Source organism: Vibrio campbellii CAIM 519 = NBRC 15631 = ATCC 25920 (genome assembly GCF_002163755.1).
Classification (GTDB): Bacteria; Pseudomonadota; Gammaproteobacteria; order Enterobacterales; family Vibrionaceae; genus Vibrio; species Vibrio campbellii.
In genome coordinates this window covers 2,764,023-2,788,686 of record NZ_CP015863.1, presented here as the reverse complement: position 1 = coordinate 2,788,686, position 24,664 = coordinate 2,764,023, and the positions used below count along the sequence as shown (strand labels likewise).

General features: G+C 46.2%; 19 protein-coding genes, 4 tRNA genes and 1 pseudogene. 23 read left to right on the top strand and 1 reads right to left on the bottom strand.

From position 1 onward, the window contains the following. Positions 1–170: 170 nt before the first annotated feature. From rlmD to rpoS, 13 genes and pseudogenes are all read left to right on the top strand, one after another. Positions 171–1,490: a 23S rRNA (uracil(1939)-C(5))-methyltransferase RlmD gene (gene rlmD / locus A8140_RS13320; RefSeq protein ID WP_005531659.1), complete on the top strand. Its 1,320-nt coding sequence runs from the start codon at positions 171–173 to the stop codon at positions 1,488–1,490. A 127-nt stretch (positions 1,491–1,617) separates the two neighbouring features. Then, on the top strand, positions 1,618–3,837 hold the full coding sequence (relA, locus tag A8140_RS13315) for a GTP diphosphokinase (RefSeq protein ID WP_005531661.1): 2,220 nt from the start codon (positions 1,618–1,620) through the stop codon (positions 3,835–3,837). 204 nt (positions 3,838–4,041) lie between these two features. After that, entirely contained in the window at positions 4,042–4,839 is a 798-nt protein-coding gene (gene mazG / locus A8140_RS13310) for a nucleoside triphosphate pyrophosphohydrolase (protein WP_005531663.1), read from the top strand. Between the two features lie 151 nt (positions 4,840–4,990). Further along, on the top strand, positions 4,991–6,631 hold the full coding sequence (locus A8140_RS13305) for a CTP synthase (RefSeq protein ID WP_005531665.1): 1,641 nt from the start codon (positions 4,991–4,993) through the stop codon (positions 6,629–6,631). Between the two features lie 78 nt (positions 6,632–6,709). Then, positions 6,710–8,011 (top strand): phosphopyruvate hydratase, encoded by a 1,302-nt coding sequence (gene eno / locus A8140_RS13300; RefSeq protein WP_005531667.1) that lies wholly within the window; start codon positions 6,710–6,712, stop codon positions 8,009–8,011. A 355-nt stretch (positions 8,012–8,366) separates the two neighbouring features. Further along, complete coding sequence (ftsB, locus tag A8140_RS13295) at positions 8,367–8,648, top strand: cell division protein FtsB (RefSeq protein WP_005452106.1); 282 nt, start codon at positions 8,367–8,369, stop codon at positions 8,646–8,648. Between the two features lies 1 nt (position 8,649). Next, entirely contained in the window at positions 8,650–9,360 is a 711-nt protein-coding gene (ispD, locus tag A8140_RS13290) for a 2-C-methyl-D-erythritol 4-phosphate cytidylyltransferase (RefSeq protein WP_005531669.1), read from the top strand. Between the two features lie 14 nt (positions 9,361–9,374). Further along, positions 9,375–9,851, top strand: coding sequence for a 2-C-methyl-D-erythritol 2,4-cyclodiphosphate synthase (gene ispF / locus A8140_RS13285; protein ID WP_005425365.1), 477 nt, complete (start codon positions 9,375–9,377; stop codon positions 9,849–9,851). A gap of 45 nt (positions 9,852–9,896) precedes the next feature. After that, on the top strand, positions 9,897–10,940 hold the full coding sequence (gene truD / locus A8140_RS13280) for a tRNA pseudouridine(13) synthase TruD (RefSeq protein WP_005531671.1): 1,044 nt from the start codon (positions 9,897–9,899) through the stop codon (positions 10,938–10,940). Beyond that, positions 10,940–11,716, top strand: a complete 777-nt coding sequence (gene surE, locus A8140_RS13275; RefSeq protein WP_005531673.1) for a 5'/3'-nucleotidase SurE — start codon at positions 10,940–10,942, stop codon at positions 11,714–11,716. The genes truD and surE overlap by 1 nt, the downstream gene beginning before the upstream one ends. After that, on the top strand, positions 11,716–12,342 hold the full coding sequence (locus A8140_RS13270) for a protein-L-isoaspartate(D-aspartate) O-methyltransferase (protein ID WP_005531675.1): 627 nt from the start codon (positions 11,716–11,718) through the stop codon (positions 12,340–12,342). The genes surE and A8140_RS13270 overlap by 1 nt, the downstream gene beginning before the upstream one ends. Before the next feature lie 14 nt (positions 12,343–12,356). Beyond that, positions 12,357–13,280 carry a peptidoglycan DD-metalloendopeptidase family protein gene (locus A8140_RS13265; protein ID WP_005531677.1) on the top strand — a complete coding sequence of 308 codons (924 nt, stop codon included), beginning with the start codon at positions 12,357–12,359 and terminating at the stop codon, positions 13,278–13,280. Positions 13,281–13,360: 80 nt separating this feature from the next. Continuing rightward, positions 13,361–14,342 (top strand): annotated as a pseudogene (gene rpoS, locus A8140_RS13260) (RNA polymerase sigma factor RpoS). A gap of 88 nt (positions 14,343–14,430) precedes the next feature. Here the strand turns inward: rpoS and mutS are convergent. Beyond that, complete coding sequence (gene mutS / locus A8140_RS13255) at positions 14,431–16,992, bottom strand: DNA mismatch repair protein MutS (protein ID WP_005531681.1); 2,562 nt, start codon at positions 16,990–16,992, stop codon at positions 14,431–14,433. Between the two features lie 85 nt (positions 16,993–17,077). Here mutS and pncC point away from each other — a divergent pair, with 85 nt between their 5' ends. From pncC to A8140_RS13205, 10 genes are all read left to right on the top strand, one after another. After that, positions 17,078–17,560, top strand: coding sequence for a nicotinamide-nucleotide amidase (gene pncC, locus A8140_RS13250; protein ID WP_005531683.1), 483 nt, complete (start codon positions 17,078–17,080; stop codon positions 17,558–17,560). A 200-nt stretch (positions 17,561–17,760) separates the two neighbouring features. After that, positions 17,761–18,804 (top strand): recombinase RecA, encoded by a 1,044-nt coding sequence (recA, locus tag A8140_RS13245; protein ID WP_005531686.1) that lies wholly within the window; start codon positions 17,761–17,763, stop codon positions 18,802–18,804. A gap of 206 nt (positions 18,805–19,010) precedes the next feature. Further along, complete coding sequence (gene recX / locus A8140_RS13240; RefSeq protein ID WP_005531688.1) at positions 19,011–19,478, top strand: recombination regulator RecX; 468 nt, start codon at positions 19,011–19,013, stop codon at positions 19,476–19,478. Positions 19,479–19,620: 142 nt separating this feature from the next. Beyond that, a complete protein-coding gene (gene alaS, locus A8140_RS13235; RefSeq protein WP_005531690.1) occupies positions 19,621–22,218 on the top strand; it encodes an alanine--tRNA ligase in 2,598 nt (865 codons plus the stop codon). A 202-nt stretch (positions 22,219–22,420) separates the two neighbouring features. After that, complete coding sequence (locus A8140_RS13230; RefSeq protein ID WP_038862771.1) at positions 22,421–23,608, top strand: aspartate kinase; 1,188 nt, start codon at positions 22,421–22,423, stop codon at positions 23,606–23,608. Between the two features lie 92 nt (positions 23,609–23,700). Next, positions 23,701–23,898 carry a carbon storage regulator CsrA gene (csrA, locus tag A8140_RS13225; RefSeq protein ID WP_004415691.1) on the top strand — a complete coding sequence of 66 codons (198 nt, stop codon included), beginning with the start codon at positions 23,701–23,703 and terminating at the stop codon, positions 23,896–23,898. A gap of 243 nt (positions 23,899–24,141) precedes the next feature. After that, a tRNA-Ser gene (locus A8140_RS13220) sits at positions 24,142–24,233 on the top strand. Between the two features lie 31 nt (positions 24,234–24,264). Further along, a tRNA-Arg gene (locus A8140_RS13215) sits at positions 24,265–24,341 on the top strand. 29 nt (positions 24,342–24,370) lie between these two features. After that, a tRNA-Ser gene (locus A8140_RS13210) sits at positions 24,371–24,462 on the top strand. A gap of 85 nt (positions 24,463–24,547) precedes the next feature. Then, a tRNA-Arg gene (locus tag A8140_RS13205) sits at positions 24,548–24,624 on the top strand. Positions 24,625–24,664 lie beyond the last annotated feature (40 nt).

Below are 24,664 nucleotides of genomic sequence, written 5' to 3'. Positions count from 1 at the left end.
TGGATATGGGAAAATAACGCATTATTTCTCAAGCGCACGATAAAGCCTTGAGCAAAAAAGTGACGTCACCGGATAAACGGTAAGCATAATCAAGTCACTCGAATCACACAACGGCTGCAAGCAAGAATAGTGAAGCAGTAGAGCAATTAGACACAAATCAGGCACAGAGCATGGCACGTATCTTTCAACCTAAAAAGAAAACGCAATTGAATACCCGTCACCAAGCGGTGCAAGTAGAGCGTTTGGATCACCACGGCGCAGGCATTGCTTACCTTAAGAAGAAACCATTATTTATTGATGGTGCGCTACCGGGTGAGGAAGTGGTAACCCAATTGGTGGAAGAAAAGAGCAAGTTCGCTCGCGGTAAGTTGATTAAAATCCTTAAACCGAGTGAAGCTCGCGTGGAGCCATTTTGTCCCCATTACCATGAGTGTGGTGGCTGTGATCTGCAGCATTTGAACTATGACCAACAATTGACGCACAAGCAGCAAACGCTTCGCCAGTTGATGAGAAAATTTGCCGGCAGTGATATCGAGTTGGATGCACCTGTGTTGGGTGAGTCTCTTGGCTACCGTCGTCGTGCTCGTGTGAGCTTGTTCGTAGATAAAAAGACTCGTCAGTTGCACTTTGGTTTCCGTAAAAAGCAGAGTAAGCAAATCGCACAGGTGACGGATTGCCCAGTGCTTGCACCTGAGTTAAATGTGCTATTGCCAGAGATCTACTCGACGTTAAAAGCGTTTAAGAAGCCAGAGCAACTTGGTCACGTAGAGTTGGTGCTAGGTGATAATGGTCCATGCATTACATTGCGTCACCTAAACAAGCTGACTGAAAAAGAAACCAATACCTTAGTGAAATTGGCGAAGCGTCACCAGGCATCGCTCTGTTTGATGCCTGAAACGGATCAGCTTGATTTGGTTGAGGGCGAAGTGCCTTTCTATCAAGAACCCGGTGTTACTGTACCATTTACGCCGAATAACTTTATTCAAGTGAACCAAGCGGTAAACCAGAAAATGGTTGCTCAGGCTGTGGATTGGTTAGACCCAAAAAGTGACGAGCGAGTGTTAGATTTGTTCTGTGGCTTGGGTAACTTCAGTTTGCCTATCGCGAAACGTGCAAAACACGTAGTTGGCGTAGAAGGTGTGGCAGAAATGGTGGAAAAGGCAGCAAACAATGCATCTTTGAACCAAATCAATAACGCTCGATTTTATCACGCTAACCTTGAGCAAGATTTTGAAGGGCAAGTTTGGGCGGCTGAACAATTCGACAAAGTGCTGCTTGATCCAGCACGTGCGGGTGCGAGTGGGATCATTGATCAAGTTTCTGTGCTTGGCGCACGCCGTATAGTTTATGTTTCTTGTAATCCTGCTACCCTTGCAAGGGATAGTCAGAGCTTGCTGGAGCAAGGCTACCAATTAACCAAATTAGGTATGCTGGACATGTTCCCTCATACCAGCCATCTAGAGTCGATGGCACTGTTTGAAAAGTCCTGATAATTGGGACTTTATTGATCACTTACTCGTGGAGGGTGGTCAATAAGCCAACGCTTAAGGCTTGGCACAAGAACTAACCTGGATGGTGTTAGTCAAACCACACAAATATAATAATTAGGATGATGAGATGGTTGCGGTAAGAAGCGCGCATTTAAACCAAGATGAACAGTTTGAACTTGAAAACTGGGTGGCTAGCCTAGGTCAAGAGAAGAACACAGCGAAACGCTTAACCGAAGTGTATCGTGACTGCCAATCTGTGTTGGCGGATAACGAGCAGGCGGAGCTTTTATTGTGGCGTGGACGAGAGATGATCGAAATCTTGATCACCTTGTCGATGGATAAAGCGACACTCGTCGCTGCGCAACTGTTCCCTTTGGTCTCAAGTGATGCTTTTGATAGAGAACTCCTTGAGGAAAAATACAGCAAAGAAATCATTAAGCTGATCGATGGCGTCGACGAAATGGCGGCAATCGGCCAGTTGAATGTAACGATGGATGGTGGAGCTGCCTCGTCTCAAGTCGATAACGTTCGTCGCATGCTGTTGGCAATGGTGGATGATTTCCGTTGCGTGGTTATCAAGCTGGCAGAACGTATCTGTAACCTGATTGAAGTAAAAAAAGCGCCGGACGAAGTTCGTCGTGCAGCGGCAAAAGAGTGTGCAAACATCTATGCGCCTCTGGCAAACCGCCTTGGTATTGGTCAGCTGAAGTGGGAAATCGAAGATTACGCCTTCCGCTACCAACAACCAGAAACCTACAAGCAAATCGCGAAGCAATTGGCTGAGCGTCGTATTGTCCGTGAACAATACATCAAAGACTTTGTCGACGACCTTACCCAAGAAATGACCGTATGCGGCATCAACGCAGAAGTCAGTGGTCGTCCAAAGCACATCTACAGTATCTGGCGCAAAATGCAGAAGAAGAGTCTGGCGTTTGATGAATTGTTTGACGTACGAGCGGTACGTATCATCGCTGACAAACTTCAAGACTGTTATGCCGCTCTGGGTGTGGTTCACACCAAATACAAACACTTACCAAGCGAGTTCGACGATTACGTAGCAAACCCGAAACCAAACGGTTACCAGTCTATCCATACCGTGATTCTTGGCCCTGAAGGTAAGACCATCGAGATCCAGATTCGTACTAAAGAAATGCACGAAGATTCTGAGCTCGGTGTTGCAGCACACTGGAAATACAAAGAAGGCGCAAGCAGTCGCAGCGGTTACGATGAGAAGATCACGTGGCTACGTAAGCTACTCGATTGGCAAGAAGAGATGTCCGACTCTGGTGAGATGCTGGATGAGCTACGTAGTCAGGTATTTGATGACCGCGTGTATGCCTTTACCCCACGTGGCGATGTTGTCGACCTACCAATGGGCGCAACCCCGCTCGATTTCGCTTACCACATTCACTCAGAAGTGGGTCACCGTTGTATCGGTGCCAAAGTGGCGGGTCGTATCGTCCCGTTCACTCATAAACTGCAAATGGGCGATCAGGTTGAAATCATCACTCAGAAAGAGCCAAACCCTTCACGTGATTGGTTGAACCCGACGCTGGGCTTTGTGACGTCGAGCCGAGCACGTGCGAAGATCAACGCATGGTTCCGCAAACAAAGTCGTGAGAAGAACTTAGAAGCGGGTCGTGAAATTCTAGAGCACGAACTGGCGAAAATCGGCGCGACACTGAAAGATGCTGATAACTACGCGCTGAAACGCTTTAACGTCAACAGCGCTGATGAATTGTATGTTGGTATTGGTAGTGGTGACTTGCGCATCAACCAGATCATCAACCACATCAATGCGTTGGTAAACAAACCAACCGCGGAAGAGGAAGACCAGCAAGCGCTAGAAAAACTGCAAGAAGCAGAAAATCGTGCTCCAGCACAAAGTCGTCCGAAGAAAGATGCGGTTGTGGTAGAAGGTGTCGATAACTTAATGACGCACCTAGCGCGCTGTTGTCAGCCGATCCCAGGTGATGAGATCTCAGGTTACATCACTCAAGGTCGTGGTATTTCGGTGCACCGTACTGACTGTGAGCAACTAGAAGAACTTCGTCATCACGCACCAGAACGTATCATTGATACCGTTTGGGGTAGCGGCTTTGTCGGTTCTTACATCTTGACGGTTCGTGTTGAAGCGATGGAACGTGGTGGTCTACTAAAAGACATCACAACGCTATTTGCGAACGAGAAAATCAAAGTCACCAGCATGAAGAGCCGAGTCGATTACCGCACGCAAATGTCGATCATGGACTTTGATCTTGAAGTGACCAACCTTGAAGTGTTCTCACGCGTTTCGAAGCGTGTTGAGCAGATTAAGGATGTAATGTCGGTGAAGCGCTTAGGCTAAAATTCTCGTCATACTTGAAGCTGATAGCGTTGTTGCCTACGCTCACTCGATCCATCACATAGGCAGGCTATGCTCAGGAGTCTCGCTCGCTTGCCGCCTAGCTACAGCTTCAATTATTTAGAGAATTGATCAACATATAACAAAGGTGAGTGGTTTTGGCCGCTCACCTTTTTCTTTAGATAGAAAGTTTTAAAGGAACAGAAAATGAGTCATCCAATTGAACAGTTAGAACAAATCATGTCGAAGCTGCGTGACCCAGAAAGCGGTTGCCCTTGGGATTTAAAGCAGACCTTCGACACCATTGTTCCGCACACTATCGAAGAAACCTACGAAGTGGTGGATGCGATTCAAAACCGTGATTGGCCGAACTTGCAAGAAGAGTTGGGTGACTTATTGTTCCAAGTGATTTTCTACAGCCAAATAGCGAAAGAGCAGGGATTGTTCGAGTTTTCTGATGTGGTGGAAACCGTTAACGAGAAGCTGACGCGTCGCCATCCTCATGTTTTTTCAGAAGTAGAGTTCGATTCTGAAGAAGCGATTAACGCAAACTGGGAATCGGAAAAAGCGAAAGAGAAAGCACAAGTAGGCAAAGCTGAAGAAAGTATTCTAGACTCAATACCAAACTCTCTACCTGCGCTTTCGCGTGCTACAAAGATCCAGAAAAAGTGCGCAAAATTTGGCTTCGATTGGGATTCGCTTGGCCCGGTTGTAGGCAAAGTGCAGGAAGAAATTGAAGAGGTAATGGAAGAAGTGCTTCAAATTACGCCGGATGAGGAAAAAGTCGAACTTGAATTAGGCGATCTTTTATTTGCTACCGTGAACCTGTCTCGTCACTTAGGGAAAGACCCAGAAGTAGCACTGGCAAAAGCCAACTTAAAGTTCTCGAAACGTTTTAAAGGCATGGAAACTAAAGTTGCAGCGCACGGTAAACAGCTCACAGACTTTACTCTAGATGAACTCGATTCCATGTGGGATGAAGTGAAATGGGAAGAGCGAAGCTGAAATTGCATGAATACTCGAATTTGATTTGAAGCAAAAAATAAAAAATTACGGTGTGATAGATTTCACGTTGTGGCGGTTAGGAGCTTCTGGTATATTTACGTCCCGTCCAGAAGCACTCCATTTCCCTCATTCAACCAATTTCAGGTTAAACATGACGACAAATTACATTTTTGTTACTGGCGGGGTTGTATCCTCTCTAGGTAAAGGTATTGCAGCAGCATCTCTTGCCGCTATTCTAGAAGCTCGTGGTCTTAAAGTGACTATGATGAAGCTTGACCCTTACATCAACGTTGATCCAGGCACAATGAGCCCAACTCAACACGGTGAAGTGTTCGTTACGGAAGATGGCGCAGAGACTGACCTTGACCTTGGTCACTACGAGCGTTTCATCCGCACCAAGATGACTAAGCGTAACAACTTCACTGCTGGTCGTGTTTATGCAGACGTACTACGTAAAGAACGTCGCGGTGATTACCTAGGTGCAACCATTCAGGTTATCCCTCACATCACTAATGCTATCAAAGACCGCGTAATCGCAGGTTCTGAAGGCCATGATGTTGCTATCGTTGAAGTCGGTGGTACGGTAGGTGATATCGAATCACTACCATTTATGGAAGCTATCCGTCAGCTTGCTGTAGAACTAGGCCGTGAACGCGCAATGTTCATGCACCTAACGCTAGTTCCTTACCTAGCAGCTGCAGGTGAAGTGAAAACTAAGCCAACTCAGCACTCTGTTAAAGAGCTGCTGTCTATCGGTATCCAACCAGATATTCTAGTTTGTCGCTCTGATCGTATGATCCCAGCGAACGAGCGTAAGAAAATCGCTCTTTTCTGTAACGTACAAGAAAAAGCAGTTATCTCAATGAAGGACGTAGATTCTATCTACAAGATCCCTCAACTTGTTAAGTCTCAAGGTCTAGATGACCTAGTTTGTGCTCGCTTTGGTATCAACGCACCAGAAGCTGACCTGTCTGAATGGGAACAGGTTATCTATGAAGAAGCGAACCCAACTGGTGAAGTAACTATCGGTATGGTCGGTAAATACATCGAACTACCAGATGCTTACAAGTCAGTAAACGAAGCACTTAAACACGCAGGCTTGAAAAACCGTCTAAACGTCACAATTAAGTACGTAGACTCTCAAGATGTTGAGACGAAAGGCGTAGAAGTACTTGAAGGTCTAGATGCAATCCTAGTACCTGGCGGCTTCGGTGACCGTGGTATCGAAGGTAAGATTCGCGCAGCACAATACGCTCGTGAAAACAAAGTACCTTACCTAGGTATCTGTCTAGGCATGCAAGTAGCACTTATCGAATACGCGCGTAACGTAGCGGGTATGGAAGGTGCACATTCAACAGAATTTAACAAAGACACTAAGTACCCTGTGGTAGGTTTGATCACTGAATGGGTAGACGGCGAAGGTAAAGTTGAAGAACGTACTGAAACGTCTGACCTAGGTGGTACGATGCGTCTTGGTTCACAGCTATGTCACCTAGAAAAAGGTACGAAAGCTCGTGAACTATACGGCAACGCGACAATTCATGAGCGTCACCGTCACCGTTACGAAGTAAACAACAATCTTCGTCCGCAAATCGAAAAAGCAGGTCTGAAAGTATCTGGCCTATCAGCGGATAAGAAACTAGTGGAAATGATTGAGAACCCAGCTCACCCATGGTTTGTAGCGGCTCAATTCCACCCAGAATTCACCTCGACGCCTCGCGATGGTCACCCACTATTCGCAGGTTTCGTTAAAGCTGCTGGCCAAAACGCTCGCGGCGAATTCGAGAAGTAAAAGGATACGGGCAGCGGCGAAGGTTGTGCTGCTGCCCTTTAAAATTGACATTTATATTTGAAACGAGAGGAAACATTAATGTCTAAGATCGTTAAAGTTCTAGGTCGTGAAATCATCGACTCACGTGGTAACCCAACTGTAGAAGCTGAAGTACACCTAGAATGCGGTTTCGTAGGTATGGCAGCAGCTCCATCTGGCGCATCTACTGGTTCTCGCGAAGCGCTTGAGCTACGTGACGGTGACAAAGCCCGTTTCCTAGGTAAAGGTGTTCTTAAAGCTGTTGAAGCTGTAAACGGCGCAATCGCTGAAGCTCTAGTTGGCAAAGACGCTAAAGACCAAGCTGCAATCGACGCAGTAATGATCGAACTAGACGGCACTGAAAACAAATCTAAGTTCGGTGCGAACGCTATCCTAGCTGTTTCTCTAGCAAACGCTAAAGCTGCTGCAGCAGCTAAAGGCATGCCTTTATACGAGCACATCGCTGAGCTAAACGGCACAGCTGGTCAGTTCTCTATGCCTCTACCAATGATGAACATCATCAACGGTGGTGAGCACGCAGACAACAACGTTGACATCCAAGAGTTCATGATCCAACCAGTTGGCGCTAAGACTCTTAAAGAAGGTCTACGTATCGGTGCAGAAGTATTCCACAACCTAGCTAAAGTTCTTAAGTCTAAAGGCTACAGCACTGCAGTTGGTGACGAAGGTGGTTTCGCTCCAAACCTTAAGTCTAACGCTGAAGCTCTAGAAGTTATCGCAGAAGCTGTTGCAGCTGCTGGTTACGAACTAGGTAAAGACGTTACTCTAGCTATGGACTGTGCTGCATCTGAGTTCTTCGACAAAGAAGCTGGCATCTACAACATGAAAGGCGAAGGTAAAACTTTCACTTCTGAAGAGTTCAACCACTACCTAGCTGAGCTAGCTAACCAATTCCCAATCGTTTCTATCGAAGACGGTCTAGACGAGTCTGATTGGGCTGGCTTCAAGCACCAAACTGAACTACTAGGTGACAAGCTTCAACTAGTAGGTGACGATCTATTCGTTACTAACACTAAGATCCTTGCTGAAGGTATCGAGAAAGGCGTAGCTAACTCTATCCTTATCAAGTTCAACCAAATCGGTTCTCTAACTGAGACTCTAGCTGCAATCAAGATGGCTAAAGACGCAGGTTACACAGCAGTAATCTCTCACCGTTCTGGCGAAACTGAAGATGCAACTATCGCTGATCTAGCGGTAGGTACAGCTGCAGGTCAAATCAAAACTGGTTCTATGAGCCGTTCTGACCGTGTTGCTAAGTACAACCAACTTATCCGTATCGAGGAAGCTCTAGGTGAGCGCGCTCCTTTCAACGGTCTTAAAGAAGTTAAAGGTCAAGCTTAATTCTTAACTGAATTAACAGCTTAACTTAAAGCTTTTGTAAACGCCTCGCACTTGCGGGGCGTTTTTGTATCTGACATATGGGAACGGGCTTTGCCCTTCAGGAACGCTTCGCTTCGAGAGCACTTCACTTGGAGATATAAGGAAAGACTTTGCTTTTTGATGTCTTTCGCTCACGTTCACTTGTCATTCCATAGAACGACGAAGGAGAGAGTAGGGAAGTCTCTTTGTTTCATTTTGCTGCTTTTTTCCTGTAAGGAGCGTGTGAGTCTCTTTTTATGCCCTAGAGCCAATCACGCATTTATGCTATATATGTCACCTTATCTAATCCCTTCCGGTACAGAATGTTAGCAACGATATGCGAATCTTTGTTATAGCCCTTACGTTACTGTTTGGCTGGCTTCAATATACCCTCTGGTTTGGCAAAAACGGGGTCTCTGACTACTACACAGTAGAAGATGAAATTGAAGTGCAGCAACAAGTAAACAGCAAGCTGCAAGCTCGTAATAACGAGATGTTCGCTGAGATTGATGACTTACGACAAGGTCTTGATGCAATCGAAGAACGTGCGCGTCATGAACTTGGTTTGGTTAAAGATGGCGAAACCTTCTACCGAATTGTCGATGAGGAAGAGCATTAATATGTTGGATACTAACACTCCAACCCATATTGCCATTGTGCCAGCAGCTGGTGTTGGCAGCCGCATGAAGGCAGATCGCCCAAAACAATACCTGTTGATTGACGGCAAAGCGGTACTGGAACATACCGTAGAGAAACTGCTTTCTCACCCAAAGATTTCTAAGGTTGTCGTGGCTATTACCGACGGCGACCCATACTACCCTGAACTGTCCATTGCTCAACATCCTGATGTGATTCGTGTAGCTGGTGGCAAAGAAAGGGCAGACTCTGTGTTATCAGGGCTAAACTATGTAAGTACACATCTAGAAAGCGAGTGGGTATTAGTCCACGACGCGGCAAGACCGTGTGTATTAACATCCGACATTGACCGTTTGATTGATGTTTGTTGCGCTCATCCTACGGGTGGCATTCTCGCGTCTCCAGTGAGAGACACGATGAAGCGAGCAAACGCGGCACAAAATATCGATCATACGGTAGATAGAGAAGCATTGTGGCATGCACTGACTCCACAAATGTTTAAAACTCAGCAGCTTACCCAAGCGCTGGCTGACGCATTGGAACAAGGTGCAACCATTACTGATGAAGCTTCGGCTTTGGAGTGGTTAGGCGAGAAGCCTGCACTTGTTCAAGGGAATGCGAATAATATTAAAATTACTCAGCCAGAAGATCTTGCGCTAGCCGAGTTTTATCTCAGCCGTGAGCGCGGCGAATAAAGAAAGGATAAAAAATGATTCGAATTGGTCATGGTTTCGACGTACATAAATTCGGTGGTGAAGGTCCGGTAATCATTGGTGGCGTAGCGATCCCTTACGAACAAGGTTTGATTGCACACTCTGATGGTGATGTTGCGCTGCATGCGTTAACGGATGCCCTGCTTGGCGCGATTGCTGCAGGCGATATTGGTCGTCACTTCCCTGATACGGATGACAAATGGAAAGGCGCAGATAGTCGTGAACTACTGAAAGACGTTTACCGTCGAGTCAAAGAGCAAGGCTACCGTCTTGGTAATGCAGATGTCACTATCATGGCACAAGCGCCGAAGATGGCACCGCACATTGACGCAATGTGTGCTGCCATTGCCGAAGACCTCGAAACCGACATTAGCAACATTAACGTAAAAGCAACGACGACAGAGCGTCTTGGTTTTACTGGACGCAAAGAAGGCATTGCAACGGAAGCAGTTGTACTTCTGTTTAAGCAATAATTAGCAATTTGCTCCTCTAAGCTGTGATATCAGCGGAAATACATCATGTCAGACATTTTATCTTCATTGGCTTACCTAACAGGTAAGCCAGTTGCATCTGCAAAAATCAAAGCGCAACCAGAGCACTTTCAGGTTCGCGAAGATTTAGGTTTTGCCTTTACGGGTGAAGGCGAGCACTTAATGGTTCGTATCCGTAAAACAGGTGAGAACACCAGTTTTGTTGCTAACGAACTAGCAAAAGCCTGTGGTGTTAAGTCGAAAGACGTTAGCTGGGCGGGCCTTAAAGACCGTCATGCTGTGACCGAACAATGGCTAAGTGTGCATTTACCAAAAGGTGAAACGCCAGATTTTTCAGCATTTTTGGCGCAATACCCAAGCATCGAAATCCTTGCAACGGATCGTCACAATAAAAAACTGCGTCCTGGAGATCTAGTAGGGAACGAGTTCGTGGTGACTTTGTCTGAAGTGACAGATGTAGCGGATGTTGAGCAACGCCTTGAAAAAGTGAAACAAGTAGGTGTGCCGAACTACTTTGGTAGTCAGCGTTTTGGTAACGATGGCAACAACCTTGAAGAAGCACGTCGATGGGGGCGCGAGAACGTTCGTACCCGTAATCAAAACAAGCGTAGCATGTACCTGTCAGCAGCTCGTTCATGGATCTTCAACCGCATTGTTTCCGCTCGCCTGGAGAATGGTGTGTTTGACAAGTTCATCGATGGTGATGTGGCACAGACAGCTTCTGGTACTCAGTTAGTTGACGCAAGCAACATGGCTGCTCTACAAGCGCAATTTGCTCAAGGCGAAGTGGCGATTACTGCTGCACTGGCGGGTGATAACGCGCTACCAACTCAAGCGGATGCGCTAACCTTAGAACAACCGTTCTTAGATGAAGAACCAGATTTGATGGCACTGATTCGTGGTAACCGCATGCGTCACGACCGCCGCGATATCGCACTCAAGCCACAAAACCTAGCTTGGACGGTCGATGGTAATAACATCACGATGACATTCTCGCTGGATGCGGGTTCATTTGCGACCTCAATCGTGCGTGAGTTGGTCATCGAAGAAAAGGTAGAAAGAGAATATTAATGGAAATGGATTCACACAACGCGAAGCCATTAAGAATACTACTCAGCAATGATGACGGTGTTCATGCTCAGGGAATTCATGCGCTTGCTGATGAGCTAAGAAGCATTGCTGAAGTGACGATCGTTGCGCCGGATAGAAACCGCTCTGGTGCTTCTAACTCATTGACATTAGAGCAACCACTGCGTGTTACCGAGATAGCGCCGAAGACCTTCTCTGTGCAAGGTACACCAACAGACTGCGTGCACTTTGCGCTGAACGAGTTGATGAAAGATGACCTGCCAGACCTCGTGCTATCAGGCATCAATCACGGCGCAAACCTAGGTGATGACGTGTTGTACTCCGGTACGGTGGCTGCTGCGATGGAAGGACATTTCCTGGGCGTGCAGGCGATCGCTTTTTCTCTAGTCGGTAAACAACATTTTGAATCGGCTGCTAAAATTGCTCGCCAGTTGGTTGAGCAGCATCTGATTCGCCCAATTCCAACCAACCGTCTATTGAATGTGAACGTCCCTGATCTTCCGTTTGAAGAGCTTGGTGAGATTGAAGTGACTCGCTTAGGTGCGCGTCATCACGCTGAGAATATGATCAAGCAGAAAGATCCGCGTGGACATGATATCTATTGGCTCGGTCCTCCGGGCAAAGAGCAAGATGCCGGTATCGGTACGGACTTTTACGCGATTGAACATGGCTTTGTTTCAATCACGCCACTGCAAGTCGATCTCACTGCTCATGAGTCGCTGCGCGCAATGGACAGTTGGTTAAAGGAAGAGAATTAATGACTAACCCACATGCTGACAGGTTGATAGCATTTCTTATCTCCAGTGGCATCAGTGATCAACGAGTGTTGGATGCGATTTATCGACTGCCACGTGAGAGCTTTGTCTCACAAGCAATGATGCACCAAGCGTACGACAACAATGCGTTGCCGATTGGTCAGGGGCAAACCATTTCTCAGCCTTACATCGTTGCAAAAATGACAGAGCTGCTCGATTTGAAATCGGACAGCAATGTTTTAGAGATTGGCACGGGCTCGGGCTACCAAACAGCAGTCCTTGCTCAAATTGTTGATCATGTCTGTTCAGTTGAACGCATTAAGTCTCTGCAATGGGATGCTAAGCGTCGTCTGAAACAACTGGATATCTATAACGTCTCTACTAAACATGGAGATGGTTGGCTCGGATGGGAAGCGAAAGGCCCGTTTGATGCGATTATCGTCACTGCGGCAGCGGAAAGTGTTCCCCAAGCACTTTTATCCCAGCTGAAAGAGGGCGGTAAGATGATCATTCCTGTTGGTGAAGAAGAGCAACAACTATTAAAAATTGAACGTCAGGGTGAACAATACCTGTCGACCGTGGTAGAAATGGTAAGATTTGTGCCATTAGTTGCAGGTGATTTAGCTTAAGGGTTAAAGACTAGGTGAAGAAGTTATTACATCGTTTTGGTATTAGCTGTTTGTTGGCTGCGGGACTGGTTGGTTGCGCGGCTCACTCACCTGCACCTGTTTCTAGCTTAAACAAAGATTACTCAGCGGTTGAACGTGGCAGCTATAGAGGGAGTTATTACGAAGTAAAGAAAGGTGATACCCTTTATTTTATTGCCTACGTCACAGATAAGAATGTAAATGATCTTGTTCGTTACAATGAATTGTCTGCGCCTTACACGATTTTTCCGGGGCAGAAGCTAAAACTTTGGGCCCCGAAATATGTCGCACCTAAATATGGCCATAAAGTGGAACCCGTTGTAGCTCCGGTAGTTGCGGTGAAACCTGCTCCAGTGACTAAAACATCAACAGCATCAAAGTCGTCAAATTCAAGTAAAAGCTCTACTCAACAACCTAAGCCAACTACGACTCAAGTTGCACAAAAACAGCCGCCAAAGAAGGTTGAACAATCCAAACCAAAGGAGTATGTTGGGTCAAAAGGTAACCAAAATGTTAAACCAAAACCACCAGTAACTACGGCGAAAAACGACAAAGTATCTAAGTGGTTATGGCCAACAAAAGGGAGAGTAATCAAGAATTTCTCAGCGGGAGAACAGGGAAATAAAGGCATTGACATCGCAGGACAGCGTGGTCAGCCTATCGTTTCAACCGCAGCCGGCACAGTTGTGTACTCAGGTAATGCGCTACGAGGTTATGGCAACCTAATTATAGTGAAGCATAGCGACAATTATTTAAGCGCATACGCACACAATGACAGATTGCTGGTTTCAGAAGGACAAAGTGTTAAGAGCGGACAAAAAATTGCGACCATGGGTAGTTCAGGTTCTAAATCCGTCAAACTTCACTTTGAAATTCGCTACCAAGGTAAGTCAGTGAATCCAAAGCGCTATTTACCTTAAAACTTTGAATAACAACTTGCGACATCATTTAGCGACATATTGAGTTGTCATGTCTTGCTAACTCGCCAGGGGGAGGCGTTATGAGTATCAGCAACACAGTAACCAAAGTTGAAGAGTTCGAATATGACAATGCATCAACGGAAGGCATTGCTAACAACGAGCTTGAAAAAACATCCAACCAAAACAGCAGCACGCGAAGAATTCGACGCGAGCAGCAAGAGCCTAGATGCTACTCAGCTTTACTTAGGCGAAATTGGTTTTTCACCTCTACTTACGGCTGAAGAAGAAGTACTTTATGCTCGACGTGCGCTGCGTGGCGATGAAGCTGCTCGCAAACGTATGATCGAAAGTAACTTGCGTCTTGTAGTGAAGATCTCTCGTCGATACAGCAATCGTGGTCTAGCACTTCTTGATCTCATTGAAGAAGGTAATTTAGGTCTGATTCGTGCGGTAGAGAAGTTTGATCCAGAAAGAGGCTTCCGTTTCTCAACTTACGCGACGTGGTGGATTCGCCAAACGATCGAACGTGCGTTGATGAATCAAACTCGTACAATCCGTCTGCCAATTCATGTGGTTAAAGAGCTGAACATTTATCTTCGTACTGCGCGTGAACTTTCTCAGAAGCTCGACCATGAACCAACAGCAGAAGAGATTGCTGCACAGTTAGATATCCCAGTAGAAGACGTAAGCAAAATGCTTCGCCTTAATGAGCGCATTAGCTCTGTCGATACACCGATTGGTGGTGACGGCGAGAAAGCGCTACTGGATATTATTCCTGATGCCAACAACTCGGATCCTGAAGTTTCCACTCAGGACGATGACATCAAATCTTCATTGATCCATTGGCTAGAAGAGCTGAATCCAAAACAGAAAGAAGTGCTAGCGCGTCGTTTTGGTCTGCTTGGCTATGAGCCATCAACACTTGAAGAAGTGGGACGTGAGATTGGCCTAACACGCGAACGTGTTCGTCAGATCCAGGTGGAGGGTTTACGTCGACTACGCGAGATCTTGATTAAACAAGGTCTGAATATGGAAAACTTGTTCAACGTAGAAGACGACTAAACAAAGACCGCTGTAGAGGCGAATTCAGAATAAACAAAAGGCTATGGGTGACCATAGCCTTTTTGCTTTTACAGGATCACTTCAGAAACTAGAGCATCTTCTTCAAGCGGTAAAGTTCTTCCAATGCCTGACGCGGCGTTAGATCGTCAGGATCGATGTTCGACAATGCTTGTTCAACATCACTTGGCTCTGGGATCAGACTAAGTTGGTTTGCCACATCAACAGTACTCGGACGAGGTGAGTCAGTTCCTTGACCTAATTGTTCAAGCTGCGACAGTTTGTGACGTGCGTTCTTGATGACTGGTTTTGGAACGCCCGCTAAACCAGCAACTGCTAAACCATAAGACTTGCTTGCCGCGCCTTCTTGAACTGCGTGCATAAAGGCAATGCTGTCTCCGTGTTCTACTGCATCAAGATGAACATTGGCTAAGTTTGGCAGTAGGTTTGGTAGCTCAGTCAGTTCGAAGTAGTGCGTTGCGAACAGCGTCATTGCGCCAATTTGAGTTGCAAGCCATTCAGCACTTGCCCATGCCAAAGAAAGACCATCGTAAGTACTGGTACCACGACCGATCTCATCCATTAGCACCAAGCTGTTCTTAGTTGCGTTGTGAAGAATGTTGGCTGTTTCAGTCATTTCTACCATGAAGGTTGAGCGACCAGAGGCCAAATCATCAGACGCACCGATACGAGTAAAGATACGATCCAAAGAGCCGATACGAGCCGATTCTGCAGGTACGTATGAACCAATGTGAGCCATCAAAGCAATCAATGCGGTTTGGCGCATATAGGTCGATTTACCACCCATGTTTGGACCAGTTATAATCAGCATCTTACGGTTTGAGCTTAGTTCAATAGGGTTAGCGATAAATGGTTCGCTGGTTACTTGCTCCACGACAGGGTGACGACCTGCTTGAATGCTAATGCCTGCTTCTTTGTCCAATGTTGGGCGGCAGTAATCAAGTGAATCTGCACGCTCGGCTAGGTTTTGTAGTACGTCTAACTGAGAAATCGCTGAAGCAAGGTTTTGCATCTTCTCAAGGTTTGGCATCAACAAATCAAATAGCTCTTCCCACAGTTTTTTCTCAACTGCTAGCGCTTTTGATTTGGAGTTCAGTACCTTGTCTTCGTGCTCTTTCAACTCAGGAATGATGTAGCGTTCTGCGTTTTTCAGCGTTTGGCGACGTACATAATGTGGTGGAACCAAGTGGCTTTGCCCACGACTAACCTGAATGAAGAAACCGTGTACAGCGTTGTAGCCAACTTTTAGGGTGTCGATACCATGACGTTCGCGTTCGTCAGCTTCGAGTTTTTCTAGATACTCGGTTGCACCGTCTGCAAGTTTGCGCCATTCATCAAGCTCAGCATTGTAGCCCTCTGCAATCACGCCCCCTTCACGAATAACCACTGGCGGGTTTTCTTTGATTGCGCGCTCGAGTAAATCACATACCTCATCTAATGGTGCAGCAAACTGAGCTAGCTTTTTAAGGTATGGGTGAGCTAGAGAAGAAGTGACAGCTTCCAACTCTGGCAGTTGCTGCATCGCATGGCGCAGACGAGCCATATCGCGCGGACGTGCCGAGCGAAGTGCCAAACGAGCGAGGATACGTTCAATATCACCAATTTGTTTGAAGATTGGTTGAATGTCGGTGAACAAGCTTTGATCTTTGATTTCACCAATCGCATCAAGACGGTTGTTAAGGGTATCAACACAGCGCATTGGCTGGTGCAACCAACGTTTTAGCATACGGCTGCCCATTGGGGTCGCACAGTGATCGAGCACTTCAGCTAGCGTGTTATCAGTGCCGCCTGATAGGTTTTGCGTCAGCTCTAAGTTGCGACGTGTAGCGGCATCAAGAATGACAGAGTGATCTTGGCGATCAAACGTCAATGAACGAATGTGCGGTAGGGCAGTGCGCTGAGTATCTTTTACGTATTGGATCAAACAACCCGCAGCACACAGACCGAGTGAAGCATGCTCAACCCCAAAGCCTACCAAATCGCGCGTACCAAATTGTTGGTTCAATTGCTGTTTAGCGGTATCTAGCTCGAACTCCCAGACCGGGCGACGACGGTTACCGTTACGGTTCGACATCAAATGTACGGGTTCAAAATCTTCTGGGAAGAGTAACTCACGAGGTGCGGTGCGTTGCAGCTCTGCGGCCATCGCTTCTTCGGTTTCCGGCTCGATTAGTTGGAAACGACCCGAAGTTACATCCAATGTCGCGTAACCAAATTTACCATTATGATGGTAAATCGATGCAATCAGGTTATCGATACGCTCAGACAATAGCGCTTCATCAGTCACAGTACCAGGCGTAACAATGCGTACTACTTTACGCTCAACCGGGCCTTTACTTGTTGCTGGATCGCCAATCTGCTCACAGATAGCCACAGACTCACCAAGCTGAACAAGTTTAGCTAGATAACCTTCTACCGCATGGAATGGAACACCAGCCATCGGGATAGGTTCACCTGCCGACGCACCACGTTTGGTCAACGAAATATCAAGCAATTGAGATGCGCGTTTAGCATCGTCGTAGAAGAGTTCGTAGAAGTCGCCCATGCGGTAAAACAGCAAGATTTCTGGGTTCTCGGCCTTTAGCTTGAGATATTGCTGCATCATCGGAGTGTGTTTTTGTTCAGCTTTCACAGGTAAGTACTTTTGTTTATTTCCGTAGCGGCTTAGGATACGTGAATCCCTATCAAGTAAAAAGAGACAAAGGGCATTTTTGGCTATGGAAAGAGCAACAAAATTGAGTGCCGATTTAGGCGCATTATTGGCTAAACACGGACATATTTTAACGACTGCAGAATCATGTACAGGCGGTGGTGTTGCAACCGCCATTACTGACATTGCTGGTAGTTCAGCGTGGCTTGATCGCGCGTTCGTCACTTACAGTAACGAGGCTAAAATGGAGATGCTTGGCGTACAGGCTTCAACATTAGATGTGCATGGTGCAGTGAGTGAGCCAGTTGTGATTGAAATGGTGCAGGGCGCAATTAGAAACTCAAATGCCACCATCGGCGTATCCATCAGTGGTATTGCAGGCCCGGGAGGAGGCAGTGAAGAGAAACCTGTCGGTACAGTCTGTTTTGCTTTTGCTGATAACCAAAGTTGGCAGCAAGTAGAAACCATGCATTTCACTGGTGACCGTGCAAAAGTTCGCAAAAAAGCGGTCGAGCATGCACTGACTCAATTGCATCAACATCTGCTCTAGAATTTCTGAAATTGTTTTAGCCCAGCGTTGATAAGGGCTAGAGCAAATTATGGCTATAAGTCAGCCAAATTTTTTTCATACAGGTATAGACACTGTATGAATCAACAGTATAATAACTTTCATTGCTGAGCAGTTCTTCTGCTTAAGAAAAATGAATTACTATTCGTCGCCCAAAGAAGATGAATAAATCGGAGAAAGTAATGGACGAGAACAAACAGAAAGCGCTCGCCGCTGCGCTAGGTCAAATTGAAAAGCAATTCGGTAAAGGCTCTATCATGCGCCTTGGTGATAACCGCGCAATGGACGTAGAAACCATCTCAACGGGTTCTCTTTCTCTTGATATCGCTTTGGGTGCTGGTGGTCTACCAATGGGTCGTATCGTAGAAATCTACGGTCCAGAATCTTCAGGTAAAACAACGCTAACTCTTGAGCTGATTGCTGCTGCACAACGTGAAGGCAAAACTTGTGCGTTTATCGACGCAGAGCACGCGCTAGACCCTGTATACGCGATGAAACTTGGCGTTGATATCGATGCACTATTGGTTTCTCAGCCAGACACTGGTGAGCAAGCGCTAGAGATCTGTGACGCACTTGCACGTTCTGGTGCTATCGACGTTATGGTTGTCGACTCAGTAGCAGCACTAACACCAAAAGCAGAAATCGAAGGCGAAATGGGCGACAGCCACATGGGTCTTCAAGCACGTATGCTTTCTCAAGCGATGCGTAAGCTAACGGGTAACCTAAAGCAATCTAACTGTATGTGTATCTTCATCAACCAAATCCGTATGAAGATTGGTGTGATGTTCGGTAACCCAGAAACAACGACTGGTGGTAACGCACTTAAGTTCTATGCTTCTGTTCGTCTAGATATCCGTCGTACTGGCGCAATCAAAGAAGGTGACGAAGTAGTAGGTAACGAAACACGCATCAAAGTTGTTAAGAACAAGATTGCTGCACCGTTTAAAGAAGCGAACACGCAAATCATGTACGGCCAAGGTTTCAACCGCGAAGGCGAACTGATTGACCTAGGCGTGAAGCACAAGCTAGTTGAAAAAGCGGGTGCATGGTACAGCTACCAAGGTGACAAGATCGGCCAAGGTAAAGCAAACGCTTGTAACTACCTACGCGAAAATCCAGAAATCGGTAAGACTATCGATGCTAAACTGCGTGAAATGCTACTTTCACCAGCACTACCTGAAGCACCAGAATCGGGTGAAAAATCAGAGCAAGAAGAAGAGTTTTAATCTTCTGATTGAATCATATTGAACAAAGCCCTGCTATGCGGGGCTTTGTTGTATCTGCTGAAATCAAAACCGAAAAAACAAAGGGCAGATTAATATCAATTAGAGTAGGTAAGCGATCAGAACTAGCGCGTTAGTAAGCTAGAGGGAGCGGTTATTTACTACGATTGTTATAGAGCCTGTACAGCAAAAATAGTTTTAGGATCACCATGTACCAAAAGCGTCAAGCGCCGACCTTATCCAGCAAAGAAGCGGCTATCCAATTATTAAGCCGTCGAGATCATGGGCAATACGAGCTATACCAAAAGTTAGCTCTAAAAGGTTATGAAGAAGCAGACATCGAAGTGGCCATTAATTTTTGTCTCGACCACAATTATTTGGATGATCTGCGTTATGCAAAAAGCCAAGTGCGCCAGCATGTTTACAAAGGTCACGGTGAGCGTCGCATTCGTCAAGAATTGAACCAAAAGCGTGTGGCAGAATCCATCATTGATATGGCGATGGCAGAAGAGCCACAAGACTGGTTTGAACTGGCAAAAATGGCTGCAGAGAAGAAATTCAAAGGAATAAAAGCCAAAGACCAGAAAGAGTACGCTAAACAGGTGCGATTTCTGCAATATCGTGGCTACAGTTTTGACCAAATCAGCTATGCGCTGAGCTTTGAGGACGAAGATTAGCGGTGAATGGTTCACGCTGATTTTTGTTTTGCTTCAAATTTTTTCTTCTACCCCCTCTTTTCCGTAAGAAAACTAGTCGTAGCTGATTGCATGATCTACAATACGGCAAAATTCTAACTCGACTATTTTCAGGAAGAGCTGCATGTACATGAGCACTGATGAGGTTCGTAACGCGTTCCTCAAGTTCTTTGAGAGCAAAGGACACCAAATCGTAGAAAGTTCATCGTTAGTTCCACATAACGACCCAACCCTGCTGTTCACAAACGCGGGTATGAACCAATTTAAAGATTGTTTCTTAGGCTTAGAAAAGCGAGCCTACACTCGAGCGACTACGGCTCAACGTTGTGTACGTGCTGGTGGTAAACACAACGACCTGGAAAACGTTGGCTTCACTGCTCGTCACCACACATTCTTTGAAATGCTAGGCAACTTCAGCTTTGGCGATTACTTCAAAGAAGACGCGATTGCTTTCGTATGGGAATTTCTAACGGAAACTCTTAAGTTGCCAGCAGACCGTCTACTAGTAACGGTTTACGAGACAGATGACGAAGCATTCGATATCTGGAACAAGAAAGTAGGCGTTCCAGCAGACCGCATTATCCGCATTGGCGACAAGAAAGGTGGTAAGCCATTTGAGTCAGACAACTTCTGGCAAATGGGTGATACTGGTCCTTGTGGTCCATGTACTGAAATCTTCTACGATCACGGTGAGCACATTTGGGGTGGCCGTCCTGGCACGCCTGAAGAAGATGGTGACCGTTTCATCGAGATCTGGAACAACGTATTCATGCAGTTCAACCGTCAAGCAGACGGCACTATGGAACCGCTACCAAAACCATCGGTAGATACGGGGATGGGTATCGAGCGTATCTCTGCAATCATGCAGGGCGTTCACTCAAACTACGAAATCGATGTATTCCAAGCTCTCATCAAAGCCGCTGCTGAAGTGATCGGTTACGAAGACCTATCAAACCAATCGCTACGCGTTATTGCTGACCACATCCGTTCATGTTCATTCCTGATCGTTGATGGCGTGATGCCTTCAAACGAAGGTCGTGGTTACGTTCTGCGTCGCATCATCCGTCGTGCAGTTCGTCACGGTAACAAGCTGGGCGCACAAGGTGCATTCTTCCACAAATTGGTTGGTGTACTAGCTGAAATCATGGGTACGGCTGGCGAAGAGCTGAAGCGTCAACAAGCTGTGGTCGAAAAAGTATTGCGTATCGAAGAAGAAAACTTCGGTCGTACACTTGAGCGTGGTATGGCGATTCTAAACGAAGCATTAGATAACATTTCTTCGCAAGGAACGGACGGTAAAGTACTAGACGGCGAAACCGTATTTAAACTTTACGATACTTACGGCTTCCCAGCTGACTTAACTAACGACGTTGCACGTGAGCGTGAGTTCGCTATCGACGAAGAAGGTTTTGAGAAAGCGATGGAAGAGCAGCGTCAACGTGCGCGTGAAGCTGGTAACTTCGGTACTGACTACAACGCAGCAATCAAAGTTGATACGCAAACAGAATTCTGTGGTTACACAGGTACTAAAGGCTCTAGCTCTGTAGCAGCGATGTTCGTTGAAGGTAACGAAGTAGAATCACTATCTGCAGGCGATAAAGCAATCATCGTACTTGGTGAAACACCATTCTACGCTGAGTCAGGCGGTCAATGTGGTGACGCTGGTGAAATCCGCACTGAGTCTGGTGTATTCCGTGTTGAAGACACTCAAAAGCTAGGTAACGCAATCGCACACCACGGTGTAATGGCTGAAGGCGTGCTAGCGAAAGGCGACGAAGTTGCAACTATCGTTGACGCTGAGCGTCGCGCAGCTATCTCTCTAAACCACTCAGCAACGCACTTGCTACACGCAGCGCTACGCCAATTGCTTGGTGAGCATGTTACTCAGAAAGGCTCACTAGTGAAAGCTGATGGTCTACGTTTCGACTTCTCACACCTAGAAGCCGTAACTGCAGCAGAATTGAAAGAAGTTGAGCGTCTAGTTAACGCGCAAATTCGTCGTAACCACGTGATTGAAACCAACGTGATGGACATTGAGTCTGCGAAGAAGAAAGGCGCAATGGCATTGTTCGGTGAGAAGTACGACGACGAAGTACGCGTGCTGTCTATGGGGGATTTCTCGACTGAGCTTTGTGGTGGTATCCACGCTTCAAGCACTGGTGACATCGGTCTATTCAAGATCACATCTGAAGGTGGTATCGCAGCAGGTATCCGCCGTATCGAAGCGGTAACGGGTGAAGGTGCGCTAGACGCAATCGAAGCTCAAGCGGCTAAGTACGAAGAGAAACTGGTTGAATCATCACAGAAAGCGAAATCTCTAGAGAAAGAAATCCAAAAACTGAAAGACAAGATGGCAGCAGCAGAAAGCGCGAACATCATGGGTAAAGTTCAGGATATCAACGGTACTAAAGTACTGATTGCAGCTCTAGAAGGCGCAGATAACAAGAACCTACGTACTATGGTTGATGACATCAAAAACCAAGTAGGTAGCGGCGTTATCCTTCTTGCAAACGTGAACGATGACAAGATCGGTCTGATTGCAGGTGTAACCAAAGACCTTATCGGCAAAGTGAAAGCGGGCGACCTAGTTAAGATGGTTGCTGAGCAAGTTGGTGGTAAAGGTGGTGGTCGTCCAGATATGGCTCAAGCAGGTGGTACCGATGTTGCGGCGCTACCTGCGGCAATTCAGACTGTACAGCCTTGGCTAGAAGAACGTCTATAATTATTTAAAACACATCTTACGCTCAATCAATGTTCTTTGATTGGGCGTAATTTTTTTATGATAACCAAGTGGTTTAATTGACCGTATTTTAACCAGGTCATTTACGCTGCTTGGTTTTTGTTGTAACTACCGCTTATATAATTTCAATTAGTGGAATATGAGTGGTCCTAATGAGACTTTGGTCTTGGGAAGGTGAAGACTGGTGAAAAAGCCCCTTATCGTGCAAAAGTTTGGCGGAACCTCGGTGGGTTCAATTGAGAGAATCCACCAGGTAGCTGAACACATCATTAAGGCGAAAAATGATGGTAATCAAGTTGTCGTAGTTGTGTCTGCAATGTCAGGCGAAACAAACCGATTAATGGATCTCGCTAAGCAAGTAGATAGCGTTCCAACGGCTCGAGAACTTGATGTTTTGCTCTCTGCTGGTGAGCAAGTGTCGATGGCACTGCTGGCAATGACTCTGAATAAATTGGGTTATGCTGCGCGCTCACTTACCGGAGCACAGGCGAACATTGTGACGGACAATCAACACAATGACGCGACGATTAAACACATTGATACTTCTACGGTTATGGATTTGCTTGAGCAAGACCAAATTGTCATCGTAGCAGGTTTCCAAGGTGTGAATGAAAATGGGGATATCACCACATTAGGTCGAGGTGGCTCAGATACGAGCGCAGTGACACTGGCTGGTGCGTTAAGCGCTGATGAGTGTCAAATCTTTACCGACGTTGATGGTATTTATACTTGTGATCCACGTGTAGTAAAAAACGCTCAAAAGATGGCGGTGATTGATTTTCCTTCGATGGAAGCAATGGCCAGTCGTGGAGCGAAAGTGTTGCATCTCCCTTCTGTGCAGTTTGCATGGAAGAATAATGTACCGCTGCGCGTGCTTTCTACATTCGATGTGAATGAAGGCAGTTTGGTAAAAGGAGAAGCAGGCTTAAAAGCCGTCTCTGGTATAGCCATTCAACGTGACCTTGCCATGATTGAAGTCGACAACGAACATTTGTCCAGCATTACAAAGCAATGTCAGATGTTGGGTATCGACATTTGGAATGTGATCGAGGAAACAGATCGAACAGGTATCATGATAAAACAAGATGCATGTGCCAAGTTGGATCTGGTGTTCAGCGATAAAATCCGTAATAGTGAGGCTGTAAGCCTGTTGACCGCTGTGGGGCTTGAAGCCAATGTAATGGTTGACCACGCCTGCGAATTGTTGGCACAGCAAGATATTGCGATCAATTTCTGCTCAACGAATGCACTTACTATGATGCTGGTCTTACCACCCGAGTGTGTGGATGCAGCAGCAAACATTCTTCATGATGCTTACGTCACATCTAGCGAAGCAGTAAACATTCAGCAAAAACATGCCTTTTTGGGCTAACTTTCGGTCACAAGGTAGTTTACGAAAATATAACTTTTGTTGGATAATAGCTTTGTAGCAAGAATATTTAGAGATTACTCAAGGAGCAAAGAATGCTAATTTTGACTCGCCGCGTAGGCGAAACACTGATGATTGGTGATGAAGTGACTGTAACTGTACTAGGTGTTAAAGGTAACCAAGTACGTATCGGCGTTAACGCTCCGAAAGAGGTTTCTGTTCACCGTGAAGAAATCTACATGCGCATTCAAGCTGAAAAGGGCAATGGTAACGTTGCTTCTGGTAACTACTAAGCCGCTCCTGTTTACAGAGCTTAGTTTGAATGAAAAAGGCTAGCCGATGGGCTAGCCTTTTTAGTTTCTAATTAATGTCATTTTTTAAGAGAAGACTCTCTTTTTTTCATCATAATAGGGTGGTAAAGTTTGTTTAATAGTCACTTTGATTAAATCCGCATCGGTTAAGCGATTTTTGCGTTTTTTTTCAAAGAAAGTGTTTGACATATTTTCGGTAAAACGTAATATGTGCCTCCGCAAGACGGTGAGGTGGCCGAGAGGCTGAAGGCGCTCCCCTGCTAAGGGAGTATACGGTTTATCCCGTATCGAGGGTTCGAATCCCTCCTTCACCGCCATTCTTGCAACGTTGATTTATCAACAAAAAGTGCGTCCTTAGCTCAGCTGGATAGAGTACCTGGCTACGAACCAGGCGGTCGGAGGTTCGAATCCTCCAGGACGCGCCATATATCTTCTGAGATATAACAATGAAAACGGTGAGGTGGCCGAGAGGCTGAAGGCGCTCCCCTGCTAAGGGAGTATACGGTTTATCCCGTATCGAGGGTTCGAATCCCTCCTTCACCGCCATTCATTGACTGGCCCGACGGCCTTTTTTTTGTTTCGTAAGAAATGAATGTGATTTACTTCACAACTTCCTAGCAAGAAGATCTGCGCGTCCTTAGCTCAGCTGGATAGAGTACCTGGCTACGAACCAGGCGGTCGGAGGTTCGAATCCTCCAGGACGCGCCACTATTTAATAATTCGTTTGATAAACGGGTTATACAAAGTA